Source organism: Collinsella sp. AF19-1LB (assembly GCF_003459655.1).
Taxonomy (GTDB): domain Bacteria; phylum Actinomycetota; class Coriobacteriia; order Coriobacteriales; family Coriobacteriaceae; genus Collinsella.
In genome coordinates this window covers 20,676-45,463 of the sequence record NZ_QRWO01000025.1, presented here as the reverse complement: position 1 = coordinate 45,463, position 24,788 = coordinate 20,676, and the positions used below count along the sequence as shown (strand labels likewise).

Here is a 24,788-nt window from a genome sequence, read left to right as displayed (position 1 = left end):
CCTATTCGCAGTACGACTGGTCGCTCTACGGCACCGTGATCAACTGCGGCGCCTACACGGCCGTGGATAAAGCGGAGACCCCCGAGGGCCGCGTGACCGCCTGGAAGGCCAACGCGACGGGGCCCGCGCTTCTCGCACGCACCTGCGCCGGGCACGGGATCACGCTCGTGCACGTGTCCTCCGACTACGTCTTCGACGGCACCGAGGAGGTGCATGACGAGGAGGAGCCATTCAGCCCGCTGTCCGTCTACGGCCAGACGAAGGCCGCCGGCGACATCGCCGTGGCCGGGTGCCCGCGCCACTACGTCATGCGCAGCTCCTGGGTCATCGGCGAAGGCCACAACTTCGTCAAGACCATGAAGGGCCTCTCCGACCGCGTCGCCGACCCCGAGGACAAGCTGGACAAGGTCACCGTCGTGGACGACCAGCTGGGACGCCTGACCTTCACGCGCGACATGGCCGAGGCCATCTTCCACGTGCTGGGCTCGCACGCCCCCTACGGTACCTACGACTGCACCGGCTCCGGTGCCGTGAGGTCCTGGGCGGACATCGCCCGCGCCGTCTTCGAGGCCGCCAACGGCAATGGCGACAAGGTCGTGCCGGTGTCGACCGCCGACTACTACGCGAATGCCGCCGGCCCCGTCGCCCCGCGCCCGGTCCACTCCGCGCTCGACCTGTCCAAACTCGAGTCGGTCGGGTTCCACATGCCCGACTGGGAGGAAGAGCTGGGGGAGTACCTCAAGACGCTCTAGCCGCTATTAACTTTTCGAGAGTAAAAGCCGCCGTTCTTTAACGGCGGCTTTTCTTTTGCCTGGTGAATAGCCCCGCTGCAACAAGGGCGGCGGCGGTCGCCAGACTCACTGCAAGCCCCGCAAGGGCGCCCGGAGTCTTGTAGGTCATCACGATCCTATTCGCGCCTTTCTGCATGTTCAGGGATGACAAGCCCTTATCGGCGGCGGGCGTTAGTTCTGTGGCGGTTCCGTTTGCCGTTACGTTCCAGCCCTCATCGTACGGAACGCTCAGCAGTAGGTTGCCGTCATCCTTGGCGGTATACTCGCCTTCGATCCTTCCGTCCTCAAAAACCGTCGGAACAAATTCGCTCATCTTAAGCTCGTTAATAATCTGCTCGAAAACGTCCAGATTGAGGGCGTAAAAGACCGGCTCATTGTCTTGGGGCATGTCTGTATAGCCCTCTGCGACTCCGATTGACACCGTATGCTGGCTCGGGGAGTCCGATGCATCCGCAATCTGGCGGATATTATTGTCGAATCTCCAGGCCTCGTTTCCGATCGTTCGCTGGTCGATGGTAAGGGTGACGGGCCAATAACTGCCGGCGGTCGCATCTTTGTTGATGTAGAGATACCCGATGGAACCCGACGGCACGGTGGCGTTCCACTGCCTTAAGTTCTCGTCATCCTCCGTGTTTTTGGCCTCGATTTTGGTATAGAGCATTACCTCGCGGCCCAGGATTTTGCTGTAGAGGTCGTTTTGCTTTTCGAAGGGGTTCTCGCCCTTCAACGTGCAGTTTTGAATGTCATTGGATGTCATGACACCAACGCTGAGCGCATAGGGGTTCTCGTACACCGCACTTGCTGTATCGGCTATTTCAGTCATTGCCGCGTATCCCGAAGGCGCGTGCTCGGCGATGGCGTACTTGACTCCCAACAGGGCATCAACGGCAAGAATGGGCTCGGCATAACGGGTCGAGAATTCGCCGACGCTGCTGTATCCAAGGGAGTTGAGCAGTGCGATGGCCTGCGGATTGTTGGCAGACGAATACGAAGACAACTGGTTGTACCCAAGCGCCAAGCCTTCGTTGAGGGCGGCGCTGTCGACGCGTGTGGTTGTGCGGTCAATGCGATAGAACGACGCCGAAGTCTGGTCTTGAATGGTCGTGATAGTGTCGGTTGCGGTGGCGACATAGGCGCTGTTGGCTTTTTCGGAATAGCCTGTGTACAGCTGGTTCCACATAACATGGGCGTTGGCAAACAACTCAATGGCGGTTAGTGCCAGGAGGGGCATGATGACGACGGGGCGATAGGCTTGACGCAATTTAGGCTGGTTTTTGAGCGCATGCAGCGCGTGTCCTGCGGCCCACAGCGCAAAGAAGCTCAGCAAAAAAGCCGTGCGCGAGTAGAAGCCGTTGGGAACGCGCATGCCGCACCAGATGTACTCGAGCGGGCTCAAAACGGAGCTTGCGACCAGGATTATCGTGACGACGAGTGTTGCGATGCGCGTCTTGATCGAAACCGTGCGGTTAACCAGCAGGCTCACCGCAAGCAGCATCATGACGATGCCGCAATAGAACTGCGGTGTGCTTTCGTTGCTTACCCACATGCAGGGAAGAAAGCCCCTGATGAGCGACTTGAGGCTGGTTTTAAGTAGGGGGCCGAGTGCTAGAACGGGACCGCCCTTGGACATGGCAAGGATGGTCGGCAAAAAGGTCCAGGCGGACAGAAGCAGTCCGAGCGCGATAGCCCCGGCGAACCGCAGGGCCCGATCGAGCATGAGCTTCCAGCTAAAACCTTCTTCTGCAACATAATCGACAAATTCGACCAATACGAAGATGCAGAGGAACAGGATGCTGATGTAGGCCGTATACCAGCAGAACATGACATTGAGCGCCGTTGCGATGACGAGGCGGATCATGCGCTGCTTGCGGATGAGCTCGTAGCATCCGTAGGCGCAGATGGGCAGCAGGATGAGGCAATCGATCCAGAGCGGGTTGCGTAGGTTGCTGATGGTCCAGCTGCAAAACGTGAACGAGAGGGAAAGCAGGAATGCTGCGGGCTTGGGTAGGTCAAAGCGCTTTTGCACATACCAAGCGCTGCTGATGTGGATGCAGCCCAGTTTGAGCGCGGAGATAACAAACACGAAGAGCGTTAGCTTGTCTGCGGGAAAAAGCGCGCAGAGCAGGTTGAAGGGGCTGGCGAGGTAGTAGCTATAGAGCCCCCATGTGTTCATGCCGAGTCCTTGCGAGAAGGAATAGCGAAGGCTTGCCTCGCCTAAAAGGACGCGCCGGAACCAAGCAAAGAAGTCGATGTATTGGTATTTGAGATCGTTGGTGAGAAACGAGTTGTCGCCAAAGGGGTAGACATGCCCTGCCACTGCAAGTGCGACAAAGAGTGCGACGGAAAATGCGAAGCAGGCGGCGTAGAACGCCACATTCTTGAGCGTGCTGTTATTGGGCCGTGTCATCAGATTCCTCGTTGGATTCTCGAATGATATAGATGGGACGTCGCTTGGTTTCCAAGTAGGCTTTTGCCAAGTATTCACCTATGATTCCCAGGCACAGAAGCTGCATGCCGCCAAACAGCGTTATGAGGCAGGCGAGCGACGGCCATCCGCCGACGGGGTCGCCCCAGACAAGCGTCTTTACTAGGATGACGACGAATCCCAGAATAGCGATGAGGCAGAAGACGATACCCGTGAGGGCGGCGAGGGAGAGCGGTGCCGTGGAAAACGCGACGATACCGTCGATGGAATAAAGGAGCAGCGACCAAAAGCTCCATTTGGTCTCGCCGGCCACGCGGTTGACGTTTACGTAGGGGAGCCATTTGGTCTTGAAGCCGACCCAGCCGTAAATGCCCTTGGAGAATCGGTTGTATTCGCCCATGGAGATGATGGCGTTGACCATAGGCCGCTTCATGAGCCTAAAATCGCGTGCTCCGTCGACGATGTCGGCCTTGGAAATGCGGTTGATGATCTTGTAGAACATACGGGCACAGAACGACCTGATGGGAGGTTCGCCTTTGCGGGTGGTCCTGCGCGTTGCGACGTTGTCGTAGTCTTCGGTCTGCAAGATCTCGTACATCTGCGGCAGGAGCGAGGGCGGGTCCTGCATGTCGGCATCCATGGTGGCGACATAGTCGCCTTTTGCGTGCTGGAGTCCGGCGAGTAGTGCCGCCTCCTTGCCAAAGTTGCGCGAGAAAGAGTGCCAGCGGATGGCGTATGGATGCGCCGCCGCGGCTTCCGCCTTCATGACGGCGAGCGTTTTGTCTGCCGAGCCATCGTCGATGAGGACGGCTTCAAAGGAGATGCCGGGGTCTTGCCGGGTCATGATGCGAACGACGCCATCGAGCTCTTTGAGAAAGATCGGAAGTGATTCCTGCTCGTTGTAACTCGGTACGACGATGGAGATGAGCGGCATGGTGGTTTACCTCTCGCTTGGCTTGGAAGTAGGGTGGCCGGGCTGGTCGTCGTAGGCGTACTTGCTATATACGTTGACCTCCCACTGCTTTTTTTCGACCTTTGCTACAGAATCCAGGATGAATCCGGTTGCAAGGCTCAGGCCGCACAGGAACATAAACGACGCGGCGAGCATGGCGGTGGGGAAGCGCGGAACGAGGCCGGTCTGGAAATACTCGACAACGATGGGCATGCCCAGGGCGAGGCCGATCACCGCAAACAGAAGCGCGACGAGGCTGAAGAACTTCAGCGGGCGGTAGTCCTTGAACAGCGTGCCGATCATCGCGACGACTTTAATGCCGTCGCTCACGGTATTGAGCTTGGACTCGGAGCCTTCCGGACGGTCGCGGTACTCGATGGGCACATCTTTGATGCGCCAGCGGTGGTCGACGGCGTGGATCGAGAGCTCGGTTTCGATCTGGAAGCCCTCGGAAAGCACGGGGAAGGTTTTGACGAACGGGCGGCTCATGGCGCGGTAGCCGGTCATGACGTCATCGAAGCTGTAGCCATAGATCCACTTGATCATGGCGCGGACCAGATTGTTGCCAAAGCCGTGGAAGGCACGCTTGTTCTCCTCGGCGTAGGTGCCGTTGGAAAGGCGGTCGCCTACGGTCATGTCGGCCGTGCCGTTAAGGATGGGCTCGCAGAGGGCTTTGGCAGCCTCGGCGGGATAGGTGTCGTCGCCGTCGACCATCAGGTAGCAATCGGCGTCGATATCGCGAAACATCTGGCGGCACACGTTGCCCTTTCCCTGACGGGGCTCAAAGCGGACCGTGGCGCCGTGCTCGGTGGCGATGCGTGAAGTATCGTCCGACGAGTTGTTGTCATAGACATAGACCGTCGCTTGCGGAAGCTCGCGGTGAAAGTCGTCGATGACTTTGCCGATCGTGAGGGCTTCGTTGTAGCAAGGGATGATGACGGCGATGGATTCAGAATTCACTCAATGCTCCTTATACTTTCAATCCTTGAAAGTATAGCCGTTTGGGCTTGGCATCCTAAGATGTGGGTTAGTTCTCCAGTTTTGTTGCGCGAATCGTTTGCATGGCCGTCGGGTCTATACTGTTCGTTTGTCAACGATTACGAGTAAAGGAGTTGCATCCGTGTCGGATCAGACAAAGCAACAAGAAACTCGCAGTCTGCCTGCGACGTTTGCTAAGAACGAATTTGAGAAGGATGCGTTTATCCTTCGTCAGCTGGTTACCAAGGATTTTAAGATCAAGTATCGCCGTAGCGTTCTGGGTGTCGCATGGTCGGTGCTCAATCCGTTGCTGATGATGATCGTCATGGCCATCGTGTTCTCGACGATTTTTGGCCAAGGCCGCAATGGCTCAATGACGCCCGAGATGTACCCGCTGTACTTGATCGTGGGTAACATTACCTTTGCCGTCATGTCCGAGTCTACGAACCAGGCCCTGACGTCTATCGTGGGCGCTGCCCCTCTGCTCAAGAAGGTTAAGGTGCACCGCTGGGTCTTCCCGGTGCAAAAGGTGCTCTTCTCGCTGGTCAACTTTGCCTTCTCGCTGGTCGCCGTCGCCATCGTCATGCTGTGGTTCCGCGTTATGCCTTCTTGGCACCTCATTCTGCTGCCGGTTTGCCTGCTGCTGCTTATGTGCTTCTGCATGGGCCTGGGCATGATGCTCTCTGCTCTTACGGTCTTTTTCCGCGACGTTATGCATCTATGGAGCGTCGTCATTACGGCGTGGACTTACATTACGCCCATCTTCTGGACGACTGACTATATTGCGCAAATGCCGCATCTCGTGCGTATCTTGATGTATGCGAACCCCATGTTCAACTACCTGCAGTTTATGCGCGATATCTTTCTGTTTCAGACTACGCCCTCGCTCATGACGTTTGGTATGTGCGTTGCCTGGGCGGTTCTTGCGCTTATTATTGGCTACACCGTGTTCCATAAGTCCGAGCGCAAATTTATCCTCTACATCTAAGGAGTGCTGTGATGACTGAATCTGTTGTTGATTACAGCGAGCAGCCTCTGGCTGTCGAGGTCGACGACGTCACCATGATCTTTAACATGGCGTCTGAGTCGCTGACCAACCTCAAGGAGTACTTCATCAAGCTCGCCAAGCACGAGTTGTTCTTTGAGGAGTTTAGGGCGCTTAAGCATATTTCGTTTGATATTCATCGTGGCGAGGTCGTGGGTCTGGTTGGCACCAATGGCTCCGGCAAGTCTACGATGCTCAAGATTATCGCTGGCGTGCTTGAGCCAAGCGAGGGCAGCGTTAAGGTGCACGGTAACATCGCGCCGCTGATTGAGCTTGGTGCCGGCTTTGATCCCGAGCTGACCGCCCGCGAGAACATCTATCTGAACGGCGCCCTGCTCGGCTATACCAAGGAGTTCATCGACGCCAACTTTGACGGCATTATCGAGTTCGCTGAGCTTCAGAACTTTGTCGACATGCCGCTTAAGAACTTCTCCTCGGGCATGGTTGCGCGTATTGCCTTTGCAATCGCGACGATTACCGAGCCCGATATTCTGATCGTTGACGAGACGCTGTCCGTCGGTGATGTGTTCTTCCAGCAGAAGTGCGAGGCCCGCATCCAGCACTTTATCCAGAGCGGCGACGTGACGGTTCTGTTCGTTTCGCACTCCATGGAGCAGGTTGAACGCATCTGCCAGCGTGCCGTTTGGATTGAGAAGGGTGACCTTCGCATGGACGGCCCGGTCGATGAGGTCTGCAAGGCGTACCGCGAGCAGTTCAACTAGGTTATAATTACTTGCGCCTGACAGGTTTGCGCTTGCTTGGGCGTGCGGTTATTTGCTCCATTAGCTCAGTTGGATAGAGCAGGGGACTTCTAATCCCAAGGTCGACGGTTCGAATCCGCCATGGAGCACCATCATTTATTAAGCCCGGACCGCTTGGTGGTCTGGGCTTTTTTCATCTTGCGTGCTGCGGTTTTGAAGGGTTCGCCATGGGAAGTAAAAGGCTCGACTGGATAGATATTGCAAAGGGGATTGCAATGATTCTGGTCATTGTGGGGCACACCGTCCCAAATCCTTCTCCCTTGCGGCACGCGATCTTCTCGTTTCACATGCCGGTGTTCTTTATTCTTGCCGGGTATACGTTTAGGCCGAAGCCGTGGCGCGAGCTGCTGAGTGGTTCGGTGTCGCGCCTGCTGGTGCCGTATGTGGTTCTTGCACTGGCGTGGCAGGTGCCGACGTTCTTGATGAGCGGTGTTTCTTTGACGAGCGGTACGCTGGTTGCGGGGCTTAAGACGCTTGTGTTTGCCTCAGGCGTTGATGTGCCTCGGCTTGGCGTTGCCGCCGTTGGCATGGCATGGTTTTTGGCGGCGCTGTTTACGTCGCGCCTGTTGTTTAATGCGCTCGTGCGGCTGTTTGATCGCCGCGGGATCGGGGTTGTTTGGCAGGGCGTTGTCTGTGCCGCGATTGCCTTTTGCGGATTGAGCGTGTCTCGATTAATGGGTGTTTACCTGCCGCTCGATATGGATCTGAGCTGCTATATCTTGCTGCTGATGTGGGTTGGCTATACGGCGCGCCAAAAGGGGCTGGAGCCGAGCGTGAGCAAGCCCCTGCTGTTTATTGGAGCCGGTGTCGCTTGGCTTGTCCTTGCCGCGCTGAGTGGGCTTGAGCTTTCGAGCCGCCGCGTGGATGGGTTTGTGGTTGCGACAGTTGCCGCTCTTGCCGGCAGCTACTGCGTGTGCTGGGTTTCCATGGCGCTGGAGAAGTTGAAAGACGTGCCGGTTTTGGGGTCCTTTGAACAAGCCCTCGTGTTCTGCGGACAGGCCAGTCTTGCCATCTTTGCAATCCACGCGGTCGATTGGTTTATTCCTTGGCAGACGATGCCGCTGCTTATGACGCTGCCGGCATCGTGGCTCTTCGCGTCAATCGTACGCTGTGCCTGCGATATTGGATTGGCATTCGTGATTAAGAAGGCGTAACAAAAGCAGTGTGACTAAGTTGGCCCCCGCTGTTTCATTTGGGTTTTAAGTATTCTGGTAAGACTTTTCTAACGCATTCAGCGATTGCGGCCATAGAACCTAGTGCAGCACTCTGGCCGTATCATCAACATCCAAAAAGTCATTGGTGGCACCGACGAACTCCTGCATGTTCTTGACGATGCGGCCGTCATTTTCAATACGGATTTCGAAACGCTTCCAGGGGAATTTCATGATGTGATAAAGGGTTACCAGCACGTCTTGCTCTTTGCCAATCTTGAGCAGCCAACGGGCGCAGTTGTCTCCGCAGGTGGAAGCATTAAATACCATGTCGGGGAGATTGCGTACCAGCAGCAACGTCTTGACACCGCCAGAAAGCTCGAGTGGCGTAATCGAGCCAAGCTGCTTGCTGATGATGTTGTGGGGGCCGATGAGCTCTGAACCGTCAACACCATTAATCATCTGTGCAGCCATGGGATCTTCGAACCATGAATCCAGGTACGAGTTCCTAAAGTAGGTCTTGGTATCGTAGATGGAACCGGGGTAATCCCCCAGGTGAATGCTCAGCATGTGGGTCTCCAGACGTAGTGTGACTGCAACGATTATATGCCAGTAACAAAATGCCGGAAGCAGCGAGGTCGCTGCTTCCGGCGCTGGAGTTTTGTTCGCGTGAATCGGTGTTAATGAATTGATCCGCGAGGCTACTTTTCGAGATGCTCCTTCAGCAGCTCCAGTGCATGCGCATAGCCTTTCAGGCCTTCGCCGGTGATGGTGGCGAAGCAGGCTAGGCGTGCATAGCTCACCTGGCGGAAGTCCTCGCGGGTCTCGACGGCGCTGATGTGGACCTCGACGGCAGGGATGGCGACGGCCTTGAGGGCATCGAGGATCGCGACGCTCGTGTGCGTGTAGGCCGCCGGGTTGATGACGATGCCGTCGACCTTGCCGTAGGCCTCCTGGATCTTGTCGACGATGCTGCCCTCGTGGTTGGATTGGAAGACCTCGACCTCGTTAAAGCCCTGCGTGGCGCCTGCCTCCTGGCAGATCTGGACCAAACGGTCGTAGTTATCGCTTCCGTAGATGCCCGGCTCGCGAATGCCGAGCATGTTGAGGTTGGGGCCGTTGATGACGAGTGCCTTCATGGTTGCTTCCTTTGCAGTTGGTTGGCGTGGCTGGTCTTGCGATCTTCGGCGATTGCCCAGATAAAACCTGCCAAAATAAACCTGTCCCTTTTTGGCAGGTTAGAGGGTCTCGACGATGGCGGCCGCGGTTTTGGCGGCGCAGTCGCGTGAGTCGATGATGTAGTCGGCCCAGGAGCGGTAGCGCGGCATGCGCTGCTCGGCGAGCTTGTCGATGCCATCGCGCGCCGTGATGGGGCGGCCCTTGTGGGCGAGCTCGTCGAGCTTGCGATTGAGCATCACAATCTGGCTGTTCTGGTGCAGCAGCGGGTAGTTCTCGTCGCGCGTGACCACGCCGCCGCCGGTGGAGAGCACCAGGCCGCTGCGCTTGGAGATGTCGGCCAGCGCCGCCGTCTCCTGCTTGCGGAAGGCCACCTCGCCGCGCTCGACGATAAAGTCGGCACAGGTCATGCCCAGACGCTCCTCGAGCGCGTGATCCAAGTCGATGTGCTCGCGACCCGTGAGCAGGGCGATCTGCTCGCCCACGCGGGTCTTGCCCGAACCCGGCATGCCGATCAGGGCAATGTTTTGCTCGCGGCGGGACAGACGCTCCGTTATGTCCAAGATGCGCTTGCGCGGGGTGACCTGGCCGGTATAGCGCTCAACGGCCTGTGCCGCTTGGGCCACGAGCATCAGTAGGCCGCCGATGCAGGGGATGCCGCGGCGCTCGGCCTCGAGCATCAGGCCCGTGCGAGCGGGGTTGTAGACAATGTCGATAACGCCTTCGAGCGCATCTAGCCCTTCGAGCGTGCAAGGCGCGTCGGGGCAGTGGGGGAACATGCCGGCAGGTGTGCAGTTGACGAGCAGTGCCGCATAAGATTGCTGCGCGATGTTGTCGTAATTGACCTCGCTCGTACGACCCACGGGTACGACGACGGCGCCCAGGTCACCGAGTACCATGCTCGCCGTGGTGCCGGCGCCACCGGTGGCACCGAGCACGAGGACCTTCTTGCCGGCAACCTCTACGCCCAGCTCCTCGACAAGGCACTGAAAACCGAAGTAGTCGGTGTTGTCGCCGCGTAGGCGGCCGTCGGGCAGGCGCGTGATGGTGTTGACGTTGCCCATGCGCTCGGCGAGCGGGCTCAGCTCGTCCAGGTATTCCATGACGGCGCGTTTGTAGGGGATGGTCACGTTGGTGCCTTCCCATTCGTTACACGTCATAAAAGCCTCAAGATCCTCGGGCTCGCGCTCAAATCGCACGTAATCGAGCCCAGCGAGCTCTTTGTAGATGGTTGGGGTGTAGCTGTGGCCCAGCACGCGGCCCAGCACTCCGTAGGGGCGGGTTGCGGCGGTATCGGTCATCTAGAGCACCTCCGTGTAGCTGCCAAAGTAGGTGAAGCTCTCGCACACGTCGTCGATAGAATCGAGCAGGTCGTCGAGGGCCTTGCTGCCAAAGGGGCAGTCCAGATCAAAGTAGAACATAAACTCAAAGTCGCGGCTGGGGATGGGGCGGCTCTCGAGCTTGATGAGGTTGATATTGAGCGCGTAGAAGCGCTCGAGCACGCGATAGAGGGCGCCCGGCTCGTTGACCGTGGTAATCATGAGCGAGGTGCGGTTGGCGCCGGGGTAGACGCGCGGCTCGCGGCTGATGACGACAAAGCGCGTGTAGTTGTTGTCCGAGTCCTGAATGTTGGACTCCAGCGCCTCCAGGTCGTAGAGTGCCGCGCAGCTGCGCGATGCGATGGCGGCAACATCGGTGCGGTCGGAGTTGGCGACCATCTCCGCCGACATGGCGGTATTGGGGTACTTGGTGGCGTGCAGGCCGTGGGCCTCGATAAAGCTGGCGCACTGCGCGATGGCCTGACCGTGGCTGTAGACCTCGCGCACGTCGGCGAGCTTGGTGCCGGGCTTGACGAGTAAGTTGTGGTCGATCTTGAGGCGAAGCGAGCGCACGATGTGGAATTCGAACTGGGCGAGCAGGTCGTAGACAGCGTTGACCGAGCCGGCGGTGGAGTTCTCGATTGGTAACACGCCAAACTCGCAGAACCCGTCGCGTATAGCGCGCATGACGCCCTCGAAGGTCTCGAAGAACGCAATATCCGGCACGTCGAAGAGCTTGCATGCGGCGATCTGGCTGTAGGCACCCTCAACGCCCTGGCAGGCGACGCTGGCAGTCTGGGGGAAGGGCGTGTCGAAGGCTACGGCCGTGGCGTGGGCCTTTTGCGACACTGTGATGCCCTTGAGTTCGTTGATGTAGCGCTGCTGCTCGGCCTTGCTCATGCTCATGAGGAGACGGAACAGGGTGATGGTCTGGGCCTCGTAGCGCTCGGGTGCGCGGCTGGCGAGGTTGTTGAGCTTGGAGCGCTCGCGGGCGGGGTCGAAGACGGCCTTGCCCATCTCGATTTTTGACTTGGCGACCTCGGTGGCAATGTCCATGCGCTCGACAAAGCTGTTGAGGAGCGTGGTGTCGATGCCATCGATGGCCTGGCGAATGTCAGCAAGGTCCATGGAGACCCCTTTCACGTGTCGGGGGATGTTGAGGGGTGGATAGTTAGCGCTAGGCGGCGTCTTCGAGGAGGGCGTCCCAGATGGCGAGGGCGGCGGCTGCCTCGGCTACGGGGACGGCTCGGGGGACGATGCAGGGATCGTGGCGGCCATGGACCGAGAGCTCGGCATTTTCCATAGCGTCCATGTCCACCGTCTGCTGCTCGCTGCCAATGGAGGGCGTCGGCTTTACGGCCATGCGCCACATGACGGGCGCGCCGGTCGAAATACCGCCCAGGATGCCGCCGGCGTTATTGGACTCGACCTTGATCTCGCCTGTCTCGGCATCGATGCGATACGGATCGTTGTTCTCGCTGCCGCGCATGGCGGCCACGGCAAAGCCCATGCCAAACTCCACGCCCTTTACGGCGGGAATGCCAAAGGCGATTTGCGCGATGCGGTTCTCGATGCCGTCGAACATGGGGTCGCCGATGCCCGCGGGAAGCCCGTAAATGCCGCACTCCACGATGCCACCGATGCTGTCGAGTTCGTCGCGCGCAGCTAGGATTTCCTCGCGCATGCGGCCGGCTGCGGCGGCGTCAATGCACGGCAGATCGTTCGTAAGGATCGCCTTGCGGTCGGCCTCGCGATAGACCATATCGTCCATCGGCAGGTCGGAGATGCCGCCGATCTGCGCCACATGTGCCATCACTTTAATGCCGCGGGCCTCGAGTGCCTGCAGCGCAATGCCGCCGGCGATGCACAGGGGTGCCGTTAGGCGGCCGGAGAAGTGTCCGCCGCCGGCGACATCGTGCATGTTGTGATACTTCACGCGCGCAGGGAAGTCCGCATGTCCGGGGCGGGGCTTGCGGCGCAGTTCGGAGTAATCCTTGGAGCGCGTGTTGGTGTTCTCGATAATCGCGGCGATGGGCGCGCCGGTGGTATGTCCATCGACCACACCGGCGATGATGTGGGCGGCGTCGGCCTCGCGGCGTTTGGTCGCGGTCTCGTCGCGACCGGGGGCACGACGGTCAAGGAAGGCCTGCAGCTGCTCCTGGTCAACAGCGATGCCCGCCGGAATGCCATCGAGGGAGCAGCCGATGGCGGGGGAGTGCGACTGGCCGAAGATGCTTACGTGCAAGACGTTGCCAAAGGTCGAGGACATGCTATTCCTCCTCGAGTGTGACCTTGCCGCCCAGCAGGCGGTAGTGGTCGAAGAAATCGGGATAGGACTTGTTGACGGCCTCGGCGCCGTGGATCACGACCTCGCCGGTGGCGCGGCTCGCGGCGATAGCGGCCATCATGGCGATGCGATGGTCGTTGTGCGAATCGACCTTGCCGCCGGTGAAGGCATCGACACCCTTGATGATGAGGTCATCGCCGGCAATTCGTACCTGCGCGCCCAGCGCGGTGAGCTCGCGGGTGGTGGTGACCAAGCGGTCGGATTCCTTGATGCGCAGACGGGCACAATCGCGGATAAAGGTGCGGCCCTGTGCCAGCGAGGCCACGGCCGAGATGACGGGCACCAGGTCCGGAATGTCGTGGGCACTCATCTCAAAGCCGGCGAGCTTGTCGGACTGCACGGTGGCGGCGTTGGTGGAGCGCACGATGCGGGCGCCAAAGCGCGAAAGCGCGGCAAGCACGTTACGGTCGCCCTGTGCGGAGCTTAGCGACACGCCCTCGACGGTGATTGGGTCGGTACCGATGGCGCCGGCGCACAGCCAAAAGGCGGCGTTGGACCAGTCGCCCTCGACGGCCACGCTGCCGGGCGTGCGGTACGAGCCACTGCTCACGCGGAAGTTCGTGACCTCGGGCTGGCCGTCCTTGGCCGGAATGCGCTCGACGTCGACCTCGACGCCAAAGGCCTTCATGGCCTGTATCGTCAGGTTGATGTAGGGGCGGCTCTCGATGAGGCCGGTTACCTGCACGCAGGAGGGCTGGGCCAGCAGCGGGGCTGCCAGCAGCAGGCCCGAGATGTACTGCGAGCTCACGTTGCCCGGAAGCACAAAGGTGCCCGGGCGCATGCGGCCGCTCGTCTTGAGCGGAAAACCGCCCAGACCCTGTAGGTCGCAGCCGGCGGCGATGATCTCGTCCGAGAGCGGGGAGAGCGGGCGGGCGCCCAAGCGCCCCTGACCCACAAAAGTTGCTTCTGCGCCCAGCGCGCAGGCGACGGGCAACATAAAGCGGAGCGTGGATCCGCTTTCACCGCAGTCAAGCGTGCCGCCGGCAAGGGCCTTGAGCAGGCCAAATTCAACACTCTTCATGGTGGGGTGGACCTGGAAGCCGTCCTCGACGGTCTCGATGCGAGCACCCAGGGCCGTAAGGCAGCGCACCGTAGCCTCGATGTCGGCGCAGGTGGTGTTGCAGGTGACGTGTGTCTCGCCGTTGGCAAGCGCAGCGCAGATGATCAGGCGATGCGCCATCGACTTGGACGCGATGGCGGGAACGGTGCCCTTGAGCGGGGACGGGGTGATGCGGGCTAGCATGCGGATGCGTCTCCCTTCTGGCCGAGGCCCTCGGCAATGAGTTCGTGGAAAGTGGAAAGCGGTGTGCGGTCGATGCTGCAGCGGCCAATGCCGTGCGGAATCACTAGATCGATGGTGTCACCCGCGCGCTTCTTGTCGTGGAGCGCCTCGGCAAAGACGGTATCGGCATCTAGGTCGCAGCGGGTCTTGAGGCCATGGCGGGCGCAGAGTTCCTCAATACGATCGGGCAGTGCAGCATCGCAAATGCCGTGCAGGGCCGCGGCGCGCGTGATGATGCCCATGCCGATTGAAACGCAGTTGCCGTGTCCGAGCTCAAAGTGCTCGCAGGCCTCGACGGCGTGCCCGGCGCTGTGTCCAAAATTGAGGAGCTTGCGCTGGTTGGTTTCGCGCTCGTCGGCGACGACCACGGCGCGCTTGATGTCGATATTGCGGGCGATGATGAGCGCTACGCGGGCCACATCGCGGTTGAGCAGCTCCAGCGTGAGCGGGGTCTTCTCCAGCTCGGCGAAAAGCTCCGGGTCGGCGATCACGGCGTGCTTGACGACCTCGCCGCAGCCGTCGGCGAACTGCTCGGGCGTGAGGGTGGCCAGGCACCCCACGTCGGCAATAACCATGCTCGGCTGCCAAAAGGCGCCGGCCAGGTTCTTGCCGGCAGCCAGGTCTATGGCGGTCTTGCCGCCCACCGACGAATCCACCATGGCGAGCAGGCTCGTGGGGATCTGCACAAACTTGCAGCCGCGCATGTAGGTGGCGGCCACAAAGCCCGCCACGTCGCCCACGACGCCGCCGCCGAGTGCCACGATCACGTCGGAGCGCGAAAGCTCGTGCTCGGCCACAAACTCCAAAATGGCAACGTAGGTCTCGGCGCGCTTATGGGCCTCGCCGGCCTCGAAGGTGCAGATGCTCACCTCGTAGCCTGACGCCTCCAGGCTCTGCTTAACGGGCATCTGGTAGAGCGGGCCCACGTTGGTGTCCGTCACGATGACGGCCTTGGTGCCGCCGGCGGTGGCGCGCACGAGCGGCCCCGCCTGCTCCAGCAAAAACGTGCCAACATGCACCTGGTAGGGGCGTGCAGTGTCGATATCGATGGTAATCGCCATAAGCTTCGGTCCTTTCGACCTGGCGTGATGGGTTGTCTAGTGGGAGGCCTCGTCGTCGAGTGCGCGCTTAATGCGGTCGCCCTCGGCAAGGAGATTCTCCAGATAGCGCTGGTCGCGGTCCTTGAGCGCGCGGCTGTAGGCGCCGAGCGATTCGATCAGATGGTCGATCTCGAAGGCGAGCGCATTGGCGTCGTCGATCATGAGCTCGGACCACATCTGCGGATTGAGGTGCGCTACGCGGGTGAGGTCGCGGTAGCTGCCGGCCGAAAAGCCGTGGTGAACCTGAGCGGTCGGGCTCTTAACATAGGCGTTTGAGACGACATGCGCGAGCTGGCTCGTAAAGGCGATGACGCGGTCGTGCTCGGCGGCGCTGGTCACGCTGAACTTGCCAAAGCCCAAGGGGCGCACCATCTCGCGCACCTGGCCCAAGAGCTCGAGCTTAAGGGCATCGTCTACCGCGGGTGGAACGAGCACCAGGGGAGCGCCCTGGAACAGGTCGGCGCGGGAGTGAGCGTAGCCCGAGAACTGGGTGCCCGCCATGGGGTGCGCGCCCACAAAGTAAAAGCCGTGCTCGCGGGCAAGCTCAAAGGCGCGCTCGCACACGATGCCCTTGACGCCCACCGTGTCGATCACCACGGGGCCCATGATGGCCTCGGTATCGGTGGCGTCGGCGAGCGCCTGGGCGTGCGCCTCGAGCCACTCGATGCAGGCTTCGGGGTAGCAAGCCAGGACGATGATGTCGCATTCGCCGAGCGTCTCGTCGTTGAGCTCGCCGGCAACGGTGCCCATGCTGGCGGCCGTCATGACATCGTCATCGGGATCCCAGGCCAGCACGCGGACGCCCGCCTGCGCATAGCCGCGGGCAAAGCTGCCGCCAATGAGGCCAAGGCCGACGATGCCGGCGCACTTGGGGCCGCCCTGGTTAACGCGCGCGTTTCTCACCGTGCCCATGGGCTACTCCATGGTCTCTTGGCAGACAACCTCGCGGATGGCCCGGATGCGGCGCATGGTGTCGTCGAACTGATCGGGGGTGAGGGCCTGGGCGCCGTCGGACCATGCGCGGCTGGGCTCGTCGTGGACCTCGATCTCCAGACCGTTGGCACCGCAGGCGGTCGCGGCGAGCGCCATGGGCTCAACGTAGCGGGTGTAGCCGGTGGCGTGGCTGGGGTCGGCGACGACGGGCAGGTGCGACAGGTGGTGCAGCACCGGCACGGCATTGAGGTCGAAGGTGTTGCGGGTGCGGGTCTCGAAGGTGCGGATGCCGCGCTCGCACAGAATGACGTTGTCGTTGCCCTCGCTCATGATGTACTCGGCGGCCATGAGCAGCTCATCGATCGTGCCGGACATGCCGCGCTTAAGCAAGATCGGAGTCTTGGTCTTGCCGACCTCTTTAAGCAGAGGGAAGTTCTGGGCGTTGCGGGCGCCGATCTGCATGACGTCGATCTTCTTGTCCAGGAAGACCTGCACGTCGCGCGGGTCCATGATCTCGGTGACGATCGGCATGTCGAGCTCGGCAGACGCCTCGCACAGCAGGTCCAGACCGGCGGGGCCCATGCCCTGGTAGGCGTACGGGGAAGTGCGGGGCTTGTAGGCACCGCCGCGCAGCATCGTAGCACCGGCGGCCTTCACGCGGCAGGCGATGCGGATGAGGTTCTCGCCCTCGACGGAGCACGGGCCGGCGATGACCTGGAACTGGTCGCCGCCGATCTTGACGCCGTGGCCGCAGTCGATGACGGAGTCCTCGGGGTGGAACTTGCGGTTGGCGCGCTTGAACGGCTCGGAGACGCGCTGCACGCGCTCGACGACGTCCATGGACTCGAGCAGGAACGGGTCGATCTTGGTCGTATCGCCCACCAGGCCGATGATCGTCTCGTTCTCGCCGCGCGAGACATCGGTCTTCAGACCCTTTTTCTCAATCCAGCTGACGATATGGCTGACGGCCTCGTCGCTGGCGCTCTGCTTTAAAATTGCAATCATGGTGTGCCTCTCACCTCGATGGATAACCCTTGCAAAAACGGCCCGCATCGCGAGCCGTGTATATATGGTGCATGAGAGTTTATACTATCTGATTCGCTTTTGCCTTCTAAAGTGAGCCGTTGCGCCACGTCTTCCCCGGAATTGCAAAGCTTTTTCTTTTATTTTGATAGCCCGTGGTGCACTTGGGTATAATGCCAACCGTTGGCCCTATTAGCTCAGGGGATTAGAGCGTCTGCCTCCGGAGCAGAAGGCCGTTGGTTCGAATCCAACATGGGGCACCATCGAACGTAAGACCGTCCGAACCTCGCATGGTCCGGGCGGTTTTTCTTATACCGACGCGACGTGATGGGACGTGGTATGGCAGCAACGGATATCGAGCGCGGACTCTCGACCGCCGAGGTCGAGGAGCGCATCGCCGCCGGTAAGATCAACCGCAACATGGAGCTCAAGACCAAGTCGGTCCGCGAGCTCATCATCGAGAACCTCTGCACGCTGTTCAATTTGATCAACGTGATCTTGGCGTTCCTGGTCATTTTGACCGGTTCGTTTAAGAATCTGACGTTCCTGTTCGTGGTGTTCCTCAATACCGCTATTGGCGTCATTCAGTCCATGCGTTCCAAGAAGATGGTCGATAAGCTCACGCTGCTGACCTCCAAGAAGGCCATCGCGGTGCGCGACGGCTCCGAGGTTGAGCTCGACCTGGATCAGATCGTGCTCGACGACATCATCCGCCTGGGGCGTGGCGACCAGATTCCCGCTGACGCCGTGGTGGTTTCGGGCGAGGCGCTCGTGAACGAGAGCCTGCTGACGGGCGAGAGCGACCTTATTAAGAAACAGCCCGGTTCCGAGCTCATGAGCGGCAGTTTTATCGACTCGGGCCTGCTGCGCGCCCGCGTGATCCATGTCGGCGCCGACAACTACGTGGCCAAAATTAATAACGAGGCCAAGTACGTCAAAAAGGTCAATTCCGAGATCATGAACGCGCTTAACGCCATCGTGCGGTTTGCGAGCATCATCATGATCCCGCTCGGTTTGGCGTTGTTTTCCTCGAGTGTGAGCGAGCTGTGGGATGCCGCGGGAACCCCGGGCGATAGCGCGCTTTCGTGGTGCTTCTCCGAGCTGCTGGCCGGCCGCGTGCCCTCGTCGGCGCTGCTGTCCACGGTGGGCGCTCTGCTGGGCATGATCCCGCAAGGCCTGGTGCTGCTGACCTCGTCGGTGCTCGCCATCGCCACGGTGCGCCTGGCCCGCCGCAAGGTGCTGGCGCAGCAGCTCTACTGCATCGAGACGCTCGCGCGCGTCGACGTGCTGTGCCTGGACAAGACGGGCACCATCACGTCGGGTCGCATGGAGGTCGAGGGTACCTATCCGCTACCGGTCGAGGGTATGGGTGTGGGGGAGAGCGACGCCGCCGTTCCCGTCGATACCACGGTGCTCGATTTTGCGCTGGCTAACGTGGCGCGTGCGACCTCGGCCGATGCCAACGAGACCTGCCAGGCGCTGCTCAACTATTACGCCGATCGCCCGGTCGAGGTGTCTGAGCCGCTGTCGGTCATTCCGTTCTCGTCGTCTAAAAAATGGAGTGGCGCTTCATTTGCGCAGGGCTCCTACGTAATGGGTGCGGCGCAGTTTGTGCTCTCTGATCGTGCGTTTGCCCAGGTCGAGAACCGTGTCGCCGAGCTTGCCGATACCTGCCGCGTGCTCGTGGTGGCACTCGTGGACGGCTTTACGCCCGATGGCGATATGGTGGGCGAGGCCGAGCCCGTGGGCTTTGTGACCATCCGCGACGAGATTCGCACCTCGGCGGCCGAGACCATCGGCTACTTTAACGAGCAGGGCGTGACCCTCAACGTGATCAGTGGCGACGACCCGCGTACGGTGTCGTCGATCGCGCGCGTTGTGGGCGTGCCGGGGGCGGACGCTTATGTGGACGCCACGACGCTCGATACGCCGGCCAAGCTCGATGCCGCAGTGGACCGCTACCATGTCTTTGGTCGTGTGACCCCGCAGCAGAAGCGCGAGCTCGTGCAGGCGCTCAAGCGCCGCGAGCACACCGTGGCCATGACAGGCGACGGCGTCAACGACGTGCTGGCGCTCAAGGAGGCCGACTGCTCCGTGGCCATGGCGGCCGGCTCCGATGCCGCGCGTAACGTGGCCGAGATCGTGCTCGTCGACAACGACTTTGCCTCGATGCCCGCCGTGGTGGCCGAGGGCCGTCGCTCCATCAACAACCTGCAGCGTTCGGCTTCGCTGTTCTTGACCAAGACACTGTTCTCGATGGGCCTGGCGGCGCTGTGCATCGCGCTGCCGCCGTACCCTTTCGAGCCGATTCAGATGACGCTCATCAACTTCTTCTGCATTGGCGCGCCGGGCTTTGTCTTGGGCCTGGAGCCCAACAATGCTCGCGTGAAGGGGTCGTTCCTGACGAACGTGCTCAAGCGGGCACTGCCGGCGTCGATTGCGGTCATTTTGGCCGCGGCGCTCGATATCTTTGTGGCGCGCGTGTTTGGCTTTAGCCAGCTCACGCTGTCTACGATGTGCCTGCTTACGTCGTGCGCGGCGAGCGTCAGCCTGATCTGGCGAATCTCGCAGCCCCTCACGCCCTTACGTGTGGTGCTCTTTGTGTTTGTAGTCGCCGGCATCTTGGTAGGCGTTATCGGATTCCCGGAGCTGCTGTCTATTGCCAATCTGACGATGGGTCAGATGGTTTTCTTGGCTGCCATCGTGGTCTTTACCTGCTCGGTGTTCTTTAAGCTCGCCACGATGATGGATTCGCTCAGGCCGCGTCGTCGTCATGCCGCAACTGGTTTTGGCCGCGGTGTGCGCGTCCGCCTGGGTCGCGGTGGCGGCAAGGTGAGCTCGACGGGTTCGACGGCGGAGCGTTTTGCCAAGCGCGTCGCCGCCGACATGGCGCAGCGCCGTGAGGCGCGCACCGTTCGTGAGGCCGAGGCCCGCGCACTCGAGGGCGTGGCCCAGGCCCAGCCCAAGAAAAAGAAGAGTACCGGAGCCAAGCGCTCTCGCGTAACCAAGTCCGCCCAAGGCATCAAAGTCTCGATGCCAAGCAAAAAGAAGAAGTAACTACGCGCCCTGGCGATGTTGAATTGGTGCCTTGCTCCTGTGGGGCCGTGGCGATGTTATGCTCTAACCTCGATTATTTGAATTGCTTCGAAAAGAGGATGCCGTGATCTGCCCGCATTGCCTTAAGACTATCGAGGACGGCGCCTCGTTCTGCCCCTACTGCAACGCCTATGTGGGTCCGGGCGATGGTCCCGAGCACACCGAGTTCGTGTTCTGTGAGGGCTGCGGTGCCCGTCTTTCTCCGCATGATCGTACGTGCCCCAAATGCGGACGCCCTGCTCCGGGTATCCTCTCCGAGGACGCGGCCGCATCCGACCTGGCAGCGGGCCGCACGGCGGGCTTTCCGCGCCTAACGCAAGAGCAGATCGACACCGAGGTGCCGCATGCGCCGGCCTCTGCCGCTGCGGTGCTTTCGGACGCCGCCGACCCCAATGAGACCTGCGTGCTGCCGGCTTTCGATAAGGATTTCGGTATTCCCAAGGTCGATATTCCCATGCCCGTTTCCCTGCATGACGATGCTCAAAAACCCAAGCGCAAGGTGCACCCCGACGAGGACGCCTATCACAAGCACAAGCGTCATATTCCCAAGCCGCTCATTATCATCGCGGTCCTTGCCGTCGTTTGCGGCGGTGCCTATTGGTTCGTGACGACCGATCCCATGGGTGTTATGCCCGGCTTCTACGACCAGTTTGGCCAAGCTGCACAGACCACCTTCCCCACGCGCCAAAAGGGCGAGGCCACTGAGGACGATGCCAAGCAGGACGATTCTGCGGAGGTGGTCCAGGAAGAAACCGTGCTCACCGATGATCAGCTCTATACCAGGCTGGACGGTCTGTATCAGACCATCGTGTCCTATGCTGACGAGGACCAGATTGGCGAGGTCATCGATTCCTTTAACAACGGCTATCTCCGAACGCCGCTGTCCACCCGTCAGGAGCTGTCGCAGAGTGCCTACGCCCTGCGTGACCAGATTAAAAAGACGCAAGATGAGCTCAACAATCTTAAGTATCAGGACGATACGGTCTATGCGGACGACATCGCCCACTTAAAGCAGCTTGCCGAGTGGATGTATGAGCGCGTTGACGTGATCTGCCAGAGCTGGGATATCTCGCTGGCCATTCCCGATGGCGAGTCGATGAGTTCCCACCAAAGCGAGATCCTGGCGCCCATCGCGCAGGGTGGCAACAGCGCGCTGAACCAGTACGACGCCAATGTGGGTTCCTGGAAGCCGCAGCAGCGTTCCTAAAAATAGTTCGCCATAGTCGGCATAACCTACGTGCGCAATTGATGTAAGCCCGTGCTTATTGCTACAATTCGTACAAATATGCTTTAAACGCACGAGGAAGGAACCACATGTTTGGTTTTAAGAAAGAGCTCTACACGCCCGGGTATCAGCTTGTCGGCGACGAGTGCGCCGTAATCGAGACGTCGAAGGGTACCATCAAGGTCAAGTTTGACGGCGAGGGCGCTCCCATTCATGTCGCGAACTTCTGCGAGCTTTCCACGATGGGCTTCTATGATGGCCTTAAGTTCCATCGCTATGTGCCCGGTTTTGTTATCCAGGGCGGGGACCCCAATACCCGCGACATGTCCGGCGCCGACGTCGCCGCCGGTCTTGAGGGCCCCGACGGCATGCCCGGTACCGGTGGCCCCGGCTACTGCATCAAGGGCGAGTTCGCCACCAATCCGCGCAACAGCCATGTCGATGGCGCCCTTGCCATGGCGCGCTCCATGGACCCCGATTCCGCGGGTTCGCAGTTCTACTTCTGCCTGGGTGCCCAGCATAACCTCGATTCCGGTTACACCGTCTTTGGTACCACGGTCGAGGGTCTCGATGTGATTTCGCAGCTGCGTGCCGGCGACGAGATCGTTCATGTCGAGATCGTTCACGAGTAAAGGGGACTTCCTTGAATAGCCAGCTGATCCAACAGGGCCGCGCCGCTTACCGCGCGGGTGATTTTTCCGCTGCAGCCCAGATGCTTGGGGCGGCAAAGACTCCCGATGAGATTATGGGCGAGGCCGACCACCTTCGTGGCAACGCCTTGATGCACCTGGGCATGTATGCCGAGGCCGCCGAGGCCTATGCCGCCGCCCTCAACGACGGCACCTATGGCAAGCGCGGCGCGCTGCTCACCAACCGCGGCAAGGCGCTCGCCGCGGTGGGCGACTACACGACGGCCGCTCAGGCGTTCTCTGCTGCTACGCAGGATGCTTCCTATGCCACGCCGTTCAAGGCCTATCTGGGTCTGGGCAATGCGCTGTTCCAATCGGGCGACTATGCCAACGCGGGAACCGCCTTCCGTCAGGCTGCCATCGACGGCGCCAATCCGGCTCCTGCCGCCGCACTCGGCGAGCTCGGTCGTTGCTTCATTAAGCTCGGCCGTCCGGCGGATGCCGTGGAGACCTACCGCACGGCTATCGACTTTGCCGGCCCCCGCGACGACACGCGTGCGCTCAACGCCGGCATGGGTCAGGCGCTTTCTGCCGCCGGCCGTCCCTCCGACGCACTCGACGCCTTTAACGCCGCTACTGCCGATGGCATCTACCAGCTCACCTCCGAGCAGGCCGATGAGCTTGCCCGCGTGCAGGATTCGCTTGCTGCGCTGTCTGCCCAGACGGCTATGGCCACGGCTCCGGCGCCCGCGATGGACGCTCCTGCCGTCGATCCGCTCGATCCTACGGGCGCGACCGGTCAGTTTATGCCCGATCCCTCGGACACCGGCTTCTTTACGCTGTCCGAGTCCGAGATGGTCCAGCAGGACCGTCAGGATCGTAAGCAGGCCAAGGTCCGTCGTCGCCATCGCCACACGGGTCTTAAAGTCTTCATCGTGCTGCTTCTGCTCATTTTGATCGCCGCGGGCGGTCTGGGCTTTGCCTACACGCGCGGCTTTGGCTTCCCGTCTCAGGAGTCTGTCGTTACCGATCTGTTCCAGGCTGCCGGCGACGGTGACGCCGCAAAGGCCGAGTCTTGCCTGGCCTCGAGCCTGTCCGAGGCCGCTAAGTCGATGATCATCTCCTCGATTCCGCAGGGTGCCACCGTGTCCGTCGAGGGCATGGATCAGTCCATGACCGAGACGACCGCCAAGGTGAAGGCATCGCTGTCCAAGGGCGGCGAGCAGGAGTACACCGTCAAATTCGTGCGCTCCGACAACCATATCGGCTGGGCCGTTTCTTCGCTCGATATGGATTTCTCGGCTGCTGACAACCAGTAGTGACCTTATGGGATTTAGCTTTGCCCGGCGCTTCACCGCAAGTGAGGTGCCGGGCTTGCGCTAGTATGATGGGCTAGTAGTTTTCCAGCAATCATCCAACACATCAGGAGTTGCGTTGTTTTCTTTGATGGATATGTTCTTCGGTAGCTATGCGGGCGATCTTGCCATCGACCTCGGCACCGCAAATACGCTTGTCTCCGTGCGCGGCAAGGGCATCGTCATTCGCGAGCCCTCTGTTGTCGCCATCGACAAGAACGACGAGCGCATCTTGGCGGTCGGTATCGAGGCAAAGCGCATGCTCGGCCGTACGCCCGGCAACATCGTGGCCGTTCGTCCCCTGAAGGACGGCGTCATCGCCGACTTCGATGTTACCGAGGCCATGCTTCGCTACTTTATCGATAAGGCGTCCGAGAAGCGCTATCCGTGGACTCCGCGTCCGCGTGTCGTCGTCTGCGTTCCCTCCGGTGTCACGTCGGTTGAGAAGCGCGCTGTCTTTGAGGCCACGATCCAGGCCGGTGCCCGCCAGGCCTATCTGATCGAAGAGCCTATGGCAGCCGCTATCGGCGCCGACCTGCCCGTCGAGGAACCCACCGGCTCCATGGTCATCGACATCGGCGGCGGTACCACCGAGGTCGCCGTTATCGCTATGGGCGGCATCGTCGTCTCGCAGTCCATTCGTATTGCCGGCGACGAGTTCGATCAGGCCATCCTCACGCACGTTCGTGATGCCTACAACCTGGCCATCGGCGAGCGTACGGCAGAGGACATCAAGATCAAGGTCGGTTCCGCCGTGCCGCTCAAGGACGAGCTCGACGTTGAGGTCAACGGCCGCGACGTGATCACCGGTCTGCCCAAGACCGTGCGCATCGAGAGCGAGGAGATTCGTCGCGCGCTCAACAAGCCGCTCGACGAGATGGCCAAGGCCGTCAAGGACGCACTCGACGCTACGCCTCCCGATCTTGCCTCGGACCTTATGTACTACGGCATTTTGCTGACCGGTGGCGGCGCGCTGCTGCGCGGTCTCGACGTGCGCCTGCGCGATGAGACCGGCGTTTCGGTCAATGTTAGCCCCACGGCGCTCGATAACGTCGTTAACGGCTGTGCCCGCGTGCTCGAGGCCAATGCGTTTGATGGCGGCTTCGTCCAGACCAATGCTTAATTTCCAAAAGGTGGATTCCATTTGGCACGATCTTCGGGTTTCTCCACAAATCTGAATACCAAGCGACAATCAACGGG

The 24,788-nt window shown here is 60.5% G+C and carries 21 protein-coding genes and 2 tRNA genes; 11 read left to right on the top strand and 12 right to left on the bottom strand.

The window, feature by feature from the left end; all coding sequences use genetic code 11:
* Nucleotides 1-752: sugar nucleotide-binding protein (locus DWX39_RS08335; RefSeq protein ID WP_117759327.1), on the top strand; the 752-nt coding region annotated here is incomplete at its 5' end.
* Between the two features lie 37 nt (nt 753-789).
* Here DWX39_RS08335 and DWX39_RS08330 read toward each other — a convergent pair.
* Genes DWX39_RS08330 through DWX39_RS08320 form a run of 3 tightly spaced genes read right to left on the bottom strand, consistent with a single transcriptional unit; the run spans nt 790 to nt 5,128 of the window.
* Nucleotides 790-3,198 (bottom strand): YfhO family protein, encoded by a 2,409-nt coding sequence (locus DWX39_RS08330; RefSeq protein WP_117759323.1) that lies wholly within the window; start codon nt 3,196-3,198, stop codon nt 790-792.
* The gene (locus DWX39_RS08325) at nt 3,182-4,150 is read right to left on the bottom strand and encodes a glycosyltransferase family 2 protein (protein ID WP_117759321.1); all 969 of its coding nucleotides are present in this window, start codon (nt 4,148-4,150) and stop codon (nt 3,182-3,184) included. The genes DWX39_RS08330 and DWX39_RS08325 overlap by 17 nt, the downstream gene beginning before the upstream one ends.
* A 6-nt stretch (nt 4,151-4,156) precedes the next feature.
* Nucleotides 4,157-5,128 carry a glycosyltransferase family 2 protein gene (locus DWX39_RS08320; RefSeq protein ID WP_117759319.1) on the bottom strand — a complete coding sequence of 324 codons (972 nt, stop codon included), beginning with the start codon at nt 5,126-5,128 and terminating at the stop codon, nt 4,157-4,159.
* Nucleotides 5,129-5,288: 160 nt separating this feature from the next.
* Here DWX39_RS08320 and DWX39_RS08315 point away from each other — a divergent pair, with 160 nt between their 5' ends.
* The 4 genes from DWX39_RS08315 to DWX39_RS08300 all read left to right on the top strand — a co-directional run bounded on the left by DWX39_RS08315 (nt 5,289) and on the right by DWX39_RS08300 (nt 8,106).
* Nucleotides 5,289-6,134: an ABC transporter permease gene (locus tag DWX39_RS08315; RefSeq protein ID WP_022094778.1), complete on the top strand. Its 846-nt coding sequence runs from the start codon at nt 5,289-5,291 to the stop codon at nt 6,132-6,134.
* 11 nt (nt 6,135-6,145) lie between these two features.
* Nucleotides 6,146-6,913, top strand: a complete 768-nt coding sequence (locus DWX39_RS08310) for an ABC transporter ATP-binding protein (RefSeq protein ID WP_006236046.1) — start codon at nt 6,146-6,148, stop codon at nt 6,911-6,913.
* Between the two features lie 54 nt (nt 6,914-6,967).
* Nucleotides 6,968-7,044, top strand: a tRNA-Arg gene (locus DWX39_RS08305).
* A 75-nt stretch (nt 7,045-7,119) separates the two neighbouring features.
* On the top strand, nt 7,120-8,106 hold the full coding sequence (locus DWX39_RS08300; protein ID WP_117759317.1) for an acyltransferase family protein: 987 nt from the start codon (nt 7,120-7,122) through the stop codon (nt 8,104-8,106).
* A 99-nt stretch (nt 8,107-8,205) separates the two neighbouring features.
* Here DWX39_RS08300 and DWX39_RS08295 read toward each other — a convergent pair whose 3' ends face one another.
* The 9 genes from DWX39_RS08295 to aroF all read right to left on the bottom strand — a co-directional run bounded on the left by DWX39_RS08295 (nt 8,206) and on the right by aroF (nt 17,265).
* Nucleotides 8,206-8,673: a DUF4869 domain-containing protein gene (locus tag DWX39_RS08295; protein ID WP_117759315.1), complete on the bottom strand. Its 468-nt coding sequence runs from the start codon at nt 8,671-8,673 to the stop codon at nt 8,206-8,208.
* A 131-nt stretch (nt 8,674-8,804) separates the two neighbouring features.
* Entirely contained in the window at nt 8,805-9,242 is a 438-nt protein-coding gene (aroQ, locus tag DWX39_RS08290) for a type II 3-dehydroquinate dehydratase (RefSeq protein WP_117759313.1), read from the bottom strand.
* A gap of 99 nt (nt 9,243-9,341) precedes the next feature.
* Nucleotides 9,342-10,580 (bottom strand): shikimate kinase, encoded by a 1,239-nt coding sequence (locus DWX39_RS08285; protein WP_117759311.1) that lies wholly within the window; start codon nt 10,578-10,580, stop codon nt 9,342-9,344.
* The gene (gene pheA, locus DWX39_RS08280) at nt 10,581-11,726 is read right to left on the bottom strand and encodes a prephenate dehydratase (RefSeq protein WP_117759309.1); all 1,146 of its coding nucleotides are present in this window, start codon (nt 11,724-11,726) and stop codon (nt 10,581-10,583) included.
* Between the two features lie 49 nt (nt 11,727-11,775).
* A complete protein-coding gene (aroC, locus tag DWX39_RS08275; protein WP_117759307.1) occupies nt 11,776-12,867 on the bottom strand; it encodes a chorismate synthase in 1,092 nt (363 codons plus the stop codon).
* A 1-nt stretch (nt 12,868) separates the two neighbouring features.
* Nucleotides 12,869-14,188, bottom strand: a complete 1,320-nt coding sequence (gene aroA / locus DWX39_RS08270; protein ID WP_117759305.1) for a 3-phosphoshikimate 1-carboxyvinyltransferase — start codon at nt 14,186-14,188, stop codon at nt 12,869-12,871.
* Entirely contained in the window at nt 14,182-15,288 is a 1,107-nt protein-coding gene (aroB, locus tag DWX39_RS08265) for a 3-dehydroquinate synthase (protein ID WP_117759304.1), read from the bottom strand. The genes aroA and aroB overlap by 7 nt, the downstream gene beginning before the upstream one ends.
* Before the next feature lie 36 nt (nt 15,289-15,324).
* On the bottom strand, nt 15,325-16,239 hold the full coding sequence (locus tag DWX39_RS08260; protein ID WP_117759302.1) for a prephenate dehydrogenase/arogenate dehydrogenase family protein: 915 nt from the start codon (nt 16,237-16,239) through the stop codon (nt 15,325-15,327).
* A gap of 3 nt (nt 16,240-16,242) precedes the next feature.
* A complete protein-coding gene (gene aroF / locus DWX39_RS08255) occupies nt 16,243-17,265 on the bottom strand; it encodes a 3-deoxy-7-phosphoheptulonate synthase (protein WP_117759300.1) in 1,023 nt (340 codons plus the stop codon).
* Between the two features lie 204 nt (nt 17,266-17,469).
* Between aroF and DWX39_RS08250 the strand changes: the two genes are divergently transcribed.
* The 6 genes from DWX39_RS08250 to DWX39_RS08225 all read left to right on the top strand — a co-directional run bounded on the left by DWX39_RS08250 (nt 17,470) and on the right by DWX39_RS08225 (nt 24,711).
* Nucleotides 17,470-17,546: transfer RNA gene (locus DWX39_RS08250), tRNA-Arg, on the top strand.
* A 76-nt stretch (nt 17,547-17,622) separates the two neighbouring features.
* Entirely contained in the window at nt 17,623-20,340 is a 2,718-nt protein-coding gene (locus tag DWX39_RS08245; RefSeq protein ID WP_117759298.1) for an HAD-IC family P-type ATPase, read from the top strand.
* Nucleotides 20,341-20,443: 103 nt separating this feature from the next.
* Entirely contained in the window at nt 20,444-21,586 is a 1,143-nt protein-coding gene (locus DWX39_RS08240; RefSeq protein ID WP_158561643.1) for a zinc ribbon domain-containing protein, read from the top strand.
* Between the two features lie 107 nt (nt 21,587-21,693).
* Nucleotides 21,694-22,236: a peptidylprolyl isomerase gene (locus DWX39_RS08235; RefSeq protein WP_117736658.1), complete on the top strand. Its 543-nt coding sequence runs from the start codon at nt 21,694-21,696 to the stop codon at nt 22,234-22,236.
* Between the two features lie 11 nt (nt 22,237-22,247).
* Complete coding sequence (locus DWX39_RS08230) at nt 22,248-23,552, top strand: tetratricopeptide repeat protein (RefSeq protein WP_233512210.1); 1,305 nt, start codon at nt 22,248-22,250, stop codon at nt 23,550-23,552.
* A 127-nt stretch (nt 23,553-23,679) separates the two neighbouring features.
* A complete protein-coding gene (locus DWX39_RS08225) occupies nt 23,680-24,711 on the top strand; it encodes a rod shape-determining protein (protein WP_006236061.1) in 1,032 nt (343 codons plus the stop codon).
* Nucleotides 24,712-24,788 lie beyond the last annotated feature (77 nt).